Below are 11,194 nucleotides of genomic sequence, written 5' to 3'. Positions count from 1 at the left end.
GAACCTCAGCGTTTGCCAAACTCATGGGCTAGATGCTCTGAGCGGGCTTCCTATGGTGGGTTCGCCAACAGTATCTCTTGATGGGCTAAACCGGCACAATTTATCGTCCTGACGGATGAAGATAAATCGGGGCAGAGACTTGACAGCAGAATGACTTGTGTGTTACCTTTAACCAACCCTTAAACTGACGTTAATTGATTGGCCCTGCATGCCAACAAAAGAAAGAACGTGTAGGCAACGCTGCAACAACTCTGGTGGAGACCAGGGCTTTGTGTGCATGGAGTGAGGCTCACTCTATCTTTGGGATGATGAGGATGGGGGCAGTCTTCACACCCTCACCTCTTCCAGCATAGCTGGTAGACATCTACATGGCTGATCGCTGTCTTGTCTACAGGAGGTACTTGTGGATCGCAAACGGCTTTTGACCTGGCTACTCGCCACGCTTGTGCTCACGATGGTGCTCGCGGCGTGTGGCGGTGCCCCGCCCGCACAGGCTCCCACGTCTGAGCCCCCCGCTGCTCAGGCAACCACTCCACCTTCGACCGAGGCCACCACGGCCCCACCGGCGGAGACTCCGACCGAAGCGCCGACTGAACCACCCGCCGCGACCGGGCGTGGTGCCGGTGATCTGCTGCGCATTCTCTACTGGCAGGCACCCACGATTCTGAACACGCACCTTGCGGTTGGCACCAAGGACTGGGACGCCTCGCGCCTGATTCTTGAGCCACTGGCCTCGATCGGGCCTGACGGCCAGCTCGTAGCCGAGCTTGTGACCGAGATTCCCACGCTGGAGAACGGGGGGATTGCCGAGGATCTGACCTCGATCACCTGGACGCTGCGTGACGACATCAAGTGGTCGGATGGCAGTGACTTCACGGCGGCGGACGTCGTCTTCACGTACGAGTACTGTGCTGATGAAGCGACGGCCTGTACAACGGCCAGTGCCTTTTCTGGCATTGCCTCGGTTGAGGCGGTTGATGACTACACGGTCACGATCACCTGGGATGCACCGAACGCCAACCCGTACAAGACCTTTACCAGCAACAGTGGGCGCATCATTCAGCAGGCCCAGTTTGGGGACTGTATGGGTGCTGCCGCTTCAACTGACGCGGCGTGTCAGGCAGCCAACCTGGCCCCGATTGGGACTGGCCCGTACAAGCTGGTTGACTTCCGCGTTGGTGACACGGTTCAGTATGACATCAACGAATTCTACCGTGACCCTGACAAGCCCTTCTTCCAGCGGGTCGAAATCAAGGGTGGTGGCGATGCTCCTTCGGCTGCCCGTGCGGTCTTCCAGACGGGCGAAACCGACTGGGCCTGGAACCTGCAGGTTGAGGCTGCCGTCTTGCAGCAGTTGATCAACCAGGGTGGCCAGGGCGTGCTGGTACCGTACAACACGGCGAACGTCGAGCGGTTGCTGATCAACTTCACCAATGTTGACGCGACGCTTGGTGACGAGCGTGGCCAGTTGAGCCAGCCGCACCCCTTCCTGACCGATCTGGCTGTGCGACAGGCGCTGGCGCTGTCGATTGATCGTCGGGCTATCTCGGAGCAGCTCTATGGACCGACGGGCTTCCCGACCTGTTCATTGCTCTGGTACGAGCCATTTGCTTCAGGGCCAGATGACTTCTATGGTGATTGTGAGCAGGATATTGACGCGGCCAATGCCCTGCTGGACGAAGCTGGCTGGGAGCGTGGTGCCGATGGCATTCGGGTCAAGGACGGCGTACGGTTGAGCGTGCTCTTCCAGACGAGCGTCAACACACTGCGGCAGAAGACGCAGGAGCTGATCAAGGCCAACTGGGAAGAGATTGGTGTTGAGACTGAGCTGAAGAGCGTTGATGCTGGTGTCTTCTTTGGCAGTGATGTGGGCAACCCGGACAACATCGGGCACTTCTTTGCCGATATCCAGATGTACACCACCGGGGCGAGCGAACCCGATCCAACGGCGCACCTGTGCCAGTGGATCTCGGAGCAGGCCTCGCAGCGCGAGAACGAGTGGCGTGGGCAGAACAACATGCGCTGGCAGAACGCCGAGTATGATGCCCTTTGTGAAGAGTTGCGGGGCGAGACCGATGCTGATCGGCGGGTCGAAATCGCGCTGGCGATGGATGCCCTGATTAGCTCGGATGTCGCGATGATTCCGCTGGTTGCACGCCCGCGTGTTGCCGGTGCGAGCAATGACCTCCGTGGTTACAACCCCTCGGGGTGGGACTCGGAGTTGTGGGACGTAGCGAACTGGTATAAAGAGTAAAGCTTTTGTTTGGCCCCAAGCAGTCAGTTTCACTGACTGCTTGGGGCCAAAGCAAGTGGTGCATATGGGTCGTTATATCATTCGGCGGATTTTGTTTGCCATCCCGACGCTCTTGGGGATCAGCCTGGTGATCTTTGCGGTACTGGCGCTGGCGCCGGGCGATCCGCTCGCACAGTTTGCTGCCGATCCATCGGTACCACCCGAGGTACGTGAGCAGATTCGCGCCTCGCTCGGGTTGAATGATCCGTGGTACATCCGCTATTTCAAATGGCTCGGAGCCTTGATGCGCGGCGACTGGGGCTTTTCGTTTGCGGCGCGTGTGCCGGTGATTGATCTGATTGGGCAACGGTTGCCGCAGACCCTGCAAGTGATTGGCCTAGCGTATATCATTTCGATTTGTCTGGCGATCCCGATTGGGATCATTTCGGCAGTGAAACCCTATTCAGCCTTTGATAATATTGCAACAACCTTTGCGTTTATTGGTTTTTCTGTACCCACCTTTTTTACTGGCCTCTTACTCATCCTGATCTTCTCGGTCAACCTCCGCTGGTTGCCCTTTATCTACAACTCGACGCTGCAAGTCACTGACTGGAACAGCTTCTGGCAGCAGGTGAAGCAGATGATTATGCCAGTGACAGTGCTGGCACTCTATCAGACAGGCACACTGACCCGCTTTGTGCGGGCTTCGATGATGGAGAATCTGCCAATGGATTACACGCGGACGGCGCGGGCCAAAGGGTTGAACGAACGAAGTGTGATTTTGTGGCACGTCTTGCGCAACAGCATGATTCCGGTGGCAACCCTGATCGCGCTTGGTGTCCCGACGATCTTCACGGGGGCGATTGTCACCGAACAGATCTTTCGGATCAACGGCATTGGTGAATTGCTGATCCGCTCGATCCAGAACTCAGATACCCCGGTGGTGATGGCGATCACCTTCATTTTTGCGGTGCTGGTGGTCAGTTTTAACTTGATTGTTGATGTGTTATATGGAATTCTCGATCCGAGAATCCGATATGAGTAAAGGAAGCGGCATGTCAGAAGCCAATCCACCACTCGAAACAACGCCAGCAGCGCCGAATCTGACCCTTCAGCAACTGTCACGTTTACAACCAACGAAGGCACCACGGACGCTGTGGGGGGATGCGTGGCGGCGTTTCCGGCGGCACCGGATGGCCGTTGTTGGTGCGGTGATCTTTTGCTTGCTTGTGATCATGGTGGCAGTCGGGCCACTGGTGTATGGGGGCAACCCGCGCAAAATTGATTTTAGCAAGAGCATGCTGCCGCCGAGTCTTGAGCACCCGATGGGCACCGATGATCTTGGGCGCGACATGCTGGCCCGCGTTATGCTTGGAGGGCGGGTATCGCTCTCGGTTGGCGTTGCGGCGATGCTGATCTCGATTACGGTTGGCACCTTGATCGGGGCTGTCGCTGGCTTTTTCGGTGGACGCATCGATAGTATTTTAATGCGCATTACCGATCTTTTTCTCGCTTTGCCGGTTGTGCCATTGCTCTTGCTTTTGATCTTTCTCTTTCGTGACACCTTACGTCGTGCGCTCGGCCCGGAGACGGGCATTTTTGTCTTGATCGTCTTTGTGATCGGCATCTTGAACTGGATGACGGTTGCGCGGCTGGTACGGAGTTCTTTTCTTTCGTTGAAAGAGAAGGAATTTGTGGAAGCAGCGCGGGCATTGGGCGTCACCGAGCCCAAGATCATGTTCAAGCATATTTTGCCGAACGCGCTGGGGCCGATCATCGTCGCGGCGACGATTGGTGTTGGGGCGGCGATCATCACCGAGTCGGTGCTCTCATTCCTGGGGCTCGGGTTTCCGCCCGACGTACCAACCTGGGGGCGGTTGCTCTATGACGGGCAGAACTTTCTTGATTTTGCGGCGTGGATGGTCTTATTTCCCGGCTTTTTGATCTTTCTGGCGGTGCTGTGCATTAACTATGTAGGGGATGGGTTACGCGACGCGCTTGATCCGCGTTCGCGGTTGTGAGTGGGGATTTGTGACTCGAGGAAGCTTGCTAAAAAAACGCCAGCATTGCTGGCGTTTTTTTAATTCAATACCTTGCACATAAGAGTGAGCCGAGGGGAGTTTGTATGGGCGAGAAATTGACGCCGCGCCAGGAGATGGCGGCTGAGCGATTGATGGAGGATGAGGGGTTGACGGGTGATTTGCTTGATGTACAGGCGGCCCCGTTGATCCGATGGGCGACTGAGGCGGCGGTGAAGGTGGCGGTGCCCGAGGCTTCGGAGGAGGAGGAGGAGGCCGGGTTGCGGGCGATTGCTCAGGCGGTGCGGCAGGTGGCGCGGAGCGCAGGTGCTGAAGGTGACCCTGACCGGCTCGTTGCGCTAGCCGAGGCGGCGTTGGCGGCGTTGCGCCCTGAGCGGCGTGTGCGACGTGTGCGTGGGGCACCGGCGCGTTTTCGTGCGCCGAGGGGGCGGTGGCGTGCGGGGTCTTAACTATGATTTTTGTGATGGTGTGATGGGCTGTGATTTTGGGGCAGCATGGTGCGGGGGCGGTGATGGCACGGGCGGCGCCGTGCCCGTACGAGGGTGGGGCCTCTTGGGGGTAGGTTTTTCATATGACGTGCGGGTCATGACCATCCCAAGGCATCCTCCGTGTCACCCCGAGCGCAGCGAGGGGTCCTCCATGCGCCGCAGGGAAGATTCCTCACTCCGTTCGGAATGACATGGATGGCGTTGGCACCCCCGCTGCGCCCGCCGTGTCACCCCGCTGCGCCCGCCGTGTCACCCCGCTGCGCCCGCCGTGTCACCCCGCTGCGCCCGCCGTGTCACCCCGAGCGGAGCGAGGGGTCTTCCATGCGCCGCAGCGAAGATTCCTCACTGCGTTCGGAATGACATGGATGGCGTTGGCACCCCCGCTGCGCACGCGCGGCCTGGTTGTCCGGGTCGGCGAAGACGAGATGGTTGACCACCTGCGCCACCCAGCGGTACTCGCCCTTCTCGAACGATGCCCGCGCTTGCGTCAGCAGATTGTCCGCGCCGCCCATAAACTCGACATATCTCTTGCCGGCAGCCTCCGGCGGCAGCGGGTGCAAGTTAGCCGGATTGCCGTCGAAGAAGCCCAGATAGTGCTGGTAGACCGCTTTGACGTTTTCGTAGTCCTGGGTGTCGCTCCAGTTCAACTGCTGAAGCAGCGCCGCATTGGCCGCTGCGGGAGAGACCCTTATCCTGTGCGTACTGCTCTGCTGCGGCAAACAGCGGGTCTGAAAGAGAGATGGCTGTTTTCATAACGAGAGTATGACAAAAGTTATACCGGCTGTCAAGGTCTCTCTCCTTCAAAAACTCACGCTTTTTCATTCTGAACCTCATACACTGAGCAATGCCGCCGAACACCCGCCTTCATCGGCGCCGCTGGCAGCATCACGAGATCGAGACGAGGATCGAATTGGTTTGTCAGTGTGTAGTCGTTATGTCTGTATGTCTTACGTATGCCCCGCTCGGAATACGTGACACCCTTACGCTGTTTCTTCTGGTCTCGTCTTCCACGGGTTCAGTAACGGAATGCCTATACCCCGAAAATCATCGGTATTTCGCGTAACGAGCGTGCATTGCGCGTGAAGAGCGATCGCAGCAATAAGAGAGTCTATGGCCGAGAGAATAGTGCCTTGCATTTCTAATTGTCCGGTAAGTTCTCCCCAGCGTAACATGGCCTCTGTCGTAAGTGGGAGAACACGTCCATCAAATCGAAGAAGGAGCTCCGATGATAACCAGGTAAAGATTTTTTCTTTTCGTGGTGACGGTGGAAGCTTTTCTACACCTTTCCGTATTTCGCCAAGCGTAATCACGCTGAGATACATTCGAGTTGCGTCTTGTGCATCTACCCATTGCACGACATTCGGATTTGGCTGCTTCTTGATTAACTCAGATACGACATTTGTATCAAGAAGATATTTCATAGCTCAATATCACCTCGTGCTGGCCGAGAATCACGCGCTAGGTCAAGTTCCTCTTCAACGTCTACTAAAGGGGAGGCACGAAAGAACTCAGAGAGCTTGTGTTGACTCAAGAGAAGCTTTTGATATTGCTCGTATGAAATCACAATAACGGTGTCAACGCCACGTTTCGTAACTATCTGTGGCCCATGCTTGATGGCTTCTTCGACGACTTCGCTGAACTTATTCTTGGCCTCTTGGAGTTGCCATGTGCGGCTCATACCTTAGCTCCTGTCTAGTCTGTCTAGGTATGGTAATGTTCTTTGCCTCCCGTGTCAAGAGGGTAGAGTCTGGCTATACGCCACCTAACGCCGGGCTTCAGCGGCGCCGCTGGCGGCTTCCGTAGAACGAGACGAGCGACGGCACGAGACGGTGCGCTAAAAAAACGCCAAGTTGCGGGCCGCGCCAGCAGCGTCAGGTGCGAGCGATGTTGGGCGGCTGGTTGACATGAAAGCGGCATTTTTCGCTTGGAGATAGGAAATGTACGCGAAGACTGTTAATAATTATGCACTACTACTCTTTCCAGGTGCGAATGAGTGACAATAGTGATTGTTTTCGGAGTTCCTCCAAGAGTGATTCTTTGAGCTGTTGCCGCTCCTCGCTGGTAGGACGATACTGCTCATGGTAACGTACAGTGCGGTCAACCTTCCAAGAGCTTGTTCCCGGACTGGGATCATCCGCGTAGCGGGGAAAGATATGCCAATGAAGGTGTGGCTCTGCATTTCCAAGACATTCGTAGTTAAGTTTACGTGGCTGAATAGCGATCCCCTAAAGATAGTATATCATAGGTTACTTCTTCAAAAACTTGTGTAAATCATACAACTCAAATATATGTCTTTTCTTTAGTGTGAAGCTTTAAAGAGATGATGCTAATCTACGTAAGCAAATGATAAGGTGATGCTTGTATCGTCCATCACCCCGAGCGCGCGCCATCCTCGCCCGACCCGCACCGAGTAGATAGGCTCTGTTGAATGCACACGCTTAAAGTGGAGACTCGGGTGCCCGGGATTCGCTTTCCACAAGCGGTAATTCTTGCGAGCAACGTCCTTCACATTCGCGGGTAAGGCCCGAAAGGCGGTGACAAAGTCGTCGGTGAGGTACGAATTCACAGTTCATCAAACCCCATCAGCTTCGCTTTACCTGCCTGCTTCTCAGCACGTGCTTTCTGGGCCAAACGTGCAAGTACATCGCCGGATTGTGCAAACGCCTCATCCCAGCGCGCATCATCTGCTAATTCTTCCAAAATGAGCGCTGCAATCGCATCCTGCTGCGCAGGCGATAGACGCTGCATTTCGGCAAGGGCTTGTTCAAGCAGAGCGGTCATGGTTGTTCTCCTTTGGGTGAACAATCTCTCTGCCTCCTAGTATACCGCATCGTGCCCCACAGCGGCGCTACGGGTTGAGGGCCGCCCAACGCTAGCGCTTAGCTGCGCTGCTGCGACCGTCATAGATGGCACTGCTGATGGCACGCGCCGGCGCTGGCAGACTCGCCCAGGTTTGGGGCCGTGCAGCGGCGTCGGCTACAGTGCGATGTTGGGCCGGAGATGGGATGGACGACGGGCGTGTACGTGATTGCAGTGCGCAAAACGGATACACAATCAGGCATCTTTCGACACACCCGGCGATCGGGATCGCTACGCGTACGCTACGGTCTGGGTGCGTGCGGCTATACGGCGTTCGCGTGACGCATTGGCTTTTCTCACGCTGGCTGCAAATGATAGCATACGTCGTTCAGGCGTTCTTCACTCGACAGACACGATATGCGACCTTGGAGCGAACGGCGTACGGGTTGAGGGTGGCCTAACGCCTGGCCTTCAGCCGCGCCGCTGGCAGTGTTCATAGATGGCACAGCTGGCAGCACGCGACACGTATGAAAACGTATGAAAAACGCGCCAGGTTCGCGGACGCCCCAGCGGCGTCGTGCTACAGCGCCATGTTGGGCGGGCGGGCAGTGCTGTTATTGCTCTATCTGTGTTGCTTTATTCAGCAGTTCTTTTATTCTCTCTAGCGTCTCTATTTTCACCCTTCCGAAAACACGCACGGCGATACTCTGGGATAGCGTATAGATTTTATCTGTCCGTACTTGTCCGGGCCGATTAAGCGAGCCTTCCACAAGATCCTGGTTCGTTATCGTGAAGCTGTATGGTGTTTGGGCTGGGTTTGATGTCATCGCCACCACAATCATATCCGATGTCGTCTGATTATACGTTGCACTGGAGATGACGATCACTGGCCGACGTTTTGTTGATGAAAGGTCGGTAAACGGCACTGGGATGAGGACAATTGCCCCTTGGTCAAGCATTATTCCAATCCTCATCATCAAAAGGATGATCCCAGAATTCCAGGCTGCTTGTGGCAGCATGGGTAAGATCGACGAACATATCTTGTTCTTCTTGTTCTTGAAGCACAAAGACAACGACCCGCTTTCCTGGCGCGAACGGAACGCGTAGTTCAATATGCCCGTTTTCCTGTACGATTGCCTCGTACTTAACTGCGGGCATACTTTGTGTGGTCGTTATGTCCATAATATTCTCCCACGATGAATGTTAATCGTTTTTTCGAAAGCGATGATACGTTATTTTATTATAGCAGAGAGGTAAAAACAAGGAGGATAGGCGTTCTTTCCAACCGCTGCGCGTGAAAACTGCCAGCCACAAGCTTGCGCTACCGACGTTTTGTTGATACGGCCTTCAACTGGAAATAGCTTTGATAGACCGCCCAACGATCCGCATCAGGCGCCGGCGGCACATCACGCCGAGAGATCGGCACGACGGTTGGCACGAATCTGATTCCGAAAATCGCCCCGATTCCGCCGGTCGCCTGCATGCGGTGTTGGGCGGCAACCCTTCGATAACGGTCTGCTGTTCGTCGCAGCGTCGCTACTTCTTCTCGGTGATAATGCGTAAATCAGGTATGTGCTCAAAGTCGTCAGGATTATGTGTTATCAGCGCGATACCATACTGAAGTGCTGTCGCTGCTACACACGCATCTTGCGGCGAAATCGGTAGGCCACGAGCTGAACGTTGCGCGCGAACGCTTGCCCACCAACGGCAGGTGTCGACATCAGGTGGCACAATCGTGTACGTATGGGTCACAGTAGCTTCTAACTGTTGCACGCGCGGCAAACCCCAATTGCGAACCACCGCCCATTGCAACAATTCAGCCATCGTCATCAGCGATATTGCGGCTTCTTGTCCAATCAAATGGGGCTCATACAACAATCCTCGTGTGTCCTGCTTGTACAGGTAGGACACGACATTGGTGTCAACAAGTACTGTGCTCATAGCAGTTCTTGGTCAGGCAAATCACGTGCTCGGTCAGTCGCTCGTTGTTGGGCGATATAGGTCGTAATGTCATCGGCTGTTTCATCCTCCGGCCAAAAGTCAGCGGCAAAATCAGCAAGATTTGTGACTGGCGGTGTTCGACGAACCGTTGCAGGAAGCGGAATAATCGGCGTCTGGGTAACGGAAAAAGAAACGGTACCAAGATACCGCTGCTGAAGCACGCGCGTGAGCGCTTGAATAACCTCAAACTGTTCTGTGGGCGACAACGCTTGAGCGGCAGCAACGACACTCTGAACTGTTGTTGTGTTCATCTCCTCCGCCTTTCCAGAGACTGATACCATGCGGTATTGTAGCCGGTGTCGGCGTTGGTAGCAAACTGCTTCGCGATGGTGAGGACGTTGCGATGTGAGGAAAGTTGCCGCCCAACGCCGGGCTTCAGGTGCGCCGCTGGCAGGTTCGATAGTGGGCACGGCTGACGGCATACGACGGCTTTGTAAAAAAACGCCAGGTTACGGGATGCGCCAGCGGCGTCACCTGCGAGCCATGTTGGGCGGCGTGGCTGACACCAGAGGCGCATTTACCGCAGAACAACGGCATATATTTGTGTTTACTGTCAATGATTGATCGCTCCCCGCAACGATTATGGCGCGGAATCGTACCCGTGCGGTTGACGATAATTACCACAATGATCGACGATATGCAGCTTTACTTACTAACACTTTAATCTGTTTTATATGCTAAAATAATATATATTTTTGTATATGCCTTCAATCGTTTAGGTATCTAATCCAAGGCGACGCCGTGCTTCTTCCGCCGGGATGCGTGCCTGCTCCTGCGACCGTGCCTCAAGCAACGCCATCAGCGCACTATTCTGGCGTGTTCGCGCAATTTCATCGGCGAAATCGTCATGCTCCTCATCGTCTTCCACTACTGAGCGAAGCAAAAAGACTTTCCCATTGGGCAGTCGAAGCAAGACACCATCGTCAGTTGCAAGATCGAGCAGTTCTTCCACCGCATCGACGACACGCGTAAGGTCTACGGTTTTCATAAGATATACTCCTTGCCACGAATGTAGAGCCGATGATGCTCTTTCCAGCCCACCGCTTTGACCAGAACCACACGGTCACTGACTTCCACATCATAGAAGATCCGGTACTTCCCGACACGAACTTCCCAGCGGGCCAGCGCATTGGGTTCCATTGGCTTCCGATTCCGCACCTCGCGGAGCGGTTCGTGGGTGAGTTGCGTTTCAATCGCGGTGACGATCAATCCCCGTTCGTATTTGGTAAAATAGGCGATATCTTCGATCGCGCTATCCGTGTACTCGATAGAGTATGCCACAGGTCGTACCTTCGCATGCATGGTCGCCAACGAAAGTATACCATAGAGCCGAGCACACTACGGCGCGTCCAGCCTCAGGGAGTGCGCGAAGAGGGTATATTGTTTACTCTTATCCTGATATTTTATCTCTAGGGTAAGGTATTTCCGGATGGAGTGTATATGGTTTATGATAACCTCATACACGTTGTCAGCACCGAGCCGTATGCGGAACGACTCATGAACCATACCCTCAATAGCTGTTTACCATGGAAGGGCGTTATGGGTTGCGGGCCGCCCAACGAACTAAGGATTCATGTGGCGCGAAGCCGCCACATAATCCTTGTTGAGCGAAGCCGACGCGCTCAAGGTGCAGG

General features: G+C 55.1%; 15 protein-coding genes. 4 read left to right on the top strand and 11 right to left on the bottom strand.

The genetic code is table 11. From position 1 onward, the window contains the following. Positions 1–403 precede the first annotated feature (403 nt). From A9Q02_RS03445 to A9Q02_RS03430, 4 genes are all read left to right on the top strand, one after another. Entirely contained in the window at positions 404–2,254 is a 1,851-nt protein-coding gene (locus tag A9Q02_RS03445; protein WP_245860274.1) for a peptide ABC transporter substrate-binding protein, read from the top strand. Between the two features lie 64 nt (positions 2,255–2,318). Next, positions 2,319–3,278, top strand: coding sequence for an ABC transporter permease (locus tag A9Q02_RS03440; protein ID WP_097650964.1), 960 nt, complete (start codon positions 2,319–2,321; stop codon positions 3,276–3,278). 10 nt (positions 3,279–3,288) lie between these two features. Further along, positions 3,289–4,254: an ABC transporter permease gene (locus A9Q02_RS03435; RefSeq protein WP_097650963.1), complete on the top strand. Its 966-nt coding sequence runs from the start codon at positions 3,289–3,291 to the stop codon at positions 4,252–4,254. A gap of 104 nt (positions 4,255–4,358) precedes the next feature. After that, on the top strand, positions 4,359–4,721 hold the full coding sequence (locus A9Q02_RS03430; RefSeq protein WP_097650962.1) for a hypothetical protein: 363 nt from the start codon (positions 4,359–4,361) through the stop codon (positions 4,719–4,721). A gap of 332 nt (positions 4,722–5,053) precedes the next feature. Here A9Q02_RS03430 and A9Q02_RS25380 read toward each other — a convergent pair whose 3' ends face one another. The 11 genes from A9Q02_RS25380 to A9Q02_RS03375 form a co-directional block, all read right to left on the bottom strand. Further along, entirely contained in the window at positions 5,054–5,479 is a 426-nt protein-coding gene (locus tag A9Q02_RS25380) for an alkyl sulfatase dimerization domain-containing protein (RefSeq protein WP_097650961.1), read from the bottom strand. A 261-nt stretch (positions 5,480–5,740) separates the two neighbouring features. Next, complete coding sequence (locus tag A9Q02_RS03420; RefSeq protein ID WP_097650960.1) at positions 5,741–6,181, bottom strand: type II toxin-antitoxin system VapC family toxin; 441 nt, start codon at positions 6,179–6,181, stop codon at positions 5,741–5,743. Further along, a complete protein-coding gene (locus A9Q02_RS03415; RefSeq protein WP_097650959.1) occupies positions 6,178–6,438 on the bottom strand; it encodes a type II toxin-antitoxin system Phd/YefM family antitoxin in 261 nt (86 codons plus the stop codon). Before A9Q02_RS03415 ends, A9Q02_RS03420 begins: the two co-directional genes overlap by 4 nt. 648 nt (positions 6,439–7,086) lie before the next feature. Continuing rightward, positions 7,087–7,269 carry a ParE family toxin-like protein gene (locus tag A9Q02_RS25300; RefSeq protein WP_425430788.1) on the bottom strand — a complete coding sequence of 61 codons (183 nt, stop codon included), beginning with the start codon at positions 7,267–7,269 and terminating at the stop codon, positions 7,087–7,089. 53 nt (positions 7,270–7,322) lie between these two features. Next, on the bottom strand, positions 7,323–7,541 hold the full coding sequence (locus A9Q02_RS03405; protein ID WP_097650957.1) for a hypothetical protein: 219 nt from the start codon (positions 7,539–7,541) through the stop codon (positions 7,323–7,325). A 632-nt stretch (positions 7,542–8,173) separates the two neighbouring features. Then, a complete protein-coding gene (locus A9Q02_RS03400) occupies positions 8,174–8,518 on the bottom strand; it encodes a type II toxin-antitoxin system PemK/MazF family toxin (protein ID WP_097650956.1) in 345 nt (114 codons plus the stop codon). Then, a complete protein-coding gene (locus A9Q02_RS03395) occupies positions 8,511–8,741 on the bottom strand; it encodes a hypothetical protein (RefSeq protein ID WP_135479579.1) in 231 nt (76 codons plus the stop codon). The genes A9Q02_RS03400 and A9Q02_RS03395 overlap by 8 nt, the downstream gene beginning before the upstream one ends. A gap of 354 nt (positions 8,742–9,095) precedes the next feature. Next, on the bottom strand, positions 9,096–9,500 hold the full coding sequence (locus A9Q02_RS03390; RefSeq protein WP_097650954.1) for a type II toxin-antitoxin system VapC family toxin: 405 nt from the start codon (positions 9,498–9,500) through the stop codon (positions 9,096–9,098). Further along, positions 9,497–9,811, bottom strand: coding sequence for a hypothetical protein (locus A9Q02_RS03385; RefSeq protein ID WP_097650953.1), 315 nt, complete (start codon positions 9,809–9,811; stop codon positions 9,497–9,499). The genes A9Q02_RS03390 and A9Q02_RS03385 overlap by 4 nt, the downstream gene beginning before the upstream one ends. 464 nt (positions 9,812–10,275) lie before the next feature. Continuing rightward, positions 10,276–10,548, bottom strand: coding sequence for a hypothetical protein (locus A9Q02_RS03380; protein WP_097650952.1), 273 nt, complete (start codon positions 10,546–10,548; stop codon positions 10,276–10,278). Then, a complete protein-coding gene (locus tag A9Q02_RS03375) occupies positions 10,545–10,841 on the bottom strand; it encodes a type II toxin-antitoxin system RelE family toxin (RefSeq protein ID WP_097650951.1) in 297 nt (98 codons plus the stop codon). The genes A9Q02_RS03380 and A9Q02_RS03375 overlap by 4 nt, the downstream gene beginning before the upstream one ends. Between the last annotated feature and the right edge of the window lie 353 nt (positions 10,842–11,194).

The organism is Candidatus Chloroploca asiatica, assembly GCF_002532075.1.
GTDB classification, from domain to species: domain Bacteria; phylum Chloroflexota; class Chloroflexia; order Chloroflexales; family Chloroflexaceae; genus Chloroploca; species Chloroploca asiatica.
This window is presented reverse-complemented; position numbering and strand designations above follow the sequence as displayed.

Bases quoted from the DNA above. Each gene is read 5' to 3' on its own strand.
- A9Q02_RS03440 (WP_097650964.1), top strand. From the start codon at position 2,319: ATGGGTCGTTATATCATTCGGCGGATTTTGTTTGCCATCCCGACGCTC.
- A9Q02_RS03435 (WP_097650963.1), top strand. From the start codon at position 3,289: ATGTCAGAAGCCAATCCACCACTCGAAACAACGCCAGCAGCGCCGAAT.
- A9Q02_RS03430 (WP_097650962.1), top strand. From the start codon at position 4,359: ATGGGCGAGAAATTGACGCCGCGCCAGGAGATGGCGGCTGAGCGATTG.
- A9Q02_RS03420 (WP_097650960.1), bottom strand. From the start codon at position 6,181: ATGAAATATCTTCTTGATACAAATGTCGTATCTGAGTTAATCAAGAAG.
- A9Q02_RS03415 (WP_097650959.1), bottom strand. From the start codon at position 6,438: ATGAGCCGCACATGGCAACTCCAAGAGGCCAAGAATAAGTTCAGCGAA.
- A9Q02_RS03405 (WP_097650957.1), bottom strand. From the start codon at position 7,541: ATGACCGCTCTGCTTGAACAAGCCCTTGCCGAAATGCAGCGTCTATCG.
- A9Q02_RS03400 (WP_097650956.1), bottom strand. From the start codon at position 8,518: ATGCTTGACCAAGGGGCAATTGTCCTCATCCCAGTGCCGTTTACCGAC.
- A9Q02_RS03395 (WP_135479579.1), bottom strand. From the start codon at position 8,741: ATGGACATAACGACCACACAAAGTATGCCCGCAGTTAAGTACGAGGCA.
- A9Q02_RS03390 (WP_097650954.1), bottom strand. From the start codon at position 9,500: ATGAGCACAGTACTTGTTGACACCAATGTCGTGTCCTACCTGTACAAG.
- A9Q02_RS03385 (WP_097650953.1), bottom strand. From the start codon at position 9,811: ATGAACACAACAACAGTTCAGAGTGTCGTTGCTGCCGCTCAAGCGTTG.
- A9Q02_RS03380 (WP_097650952.1), bottom strand. From the start codon at position 10,548: ATGAAAACCGTAGACCTTACGCGTGTCGTCGATGCGGTGGAAGAACTG.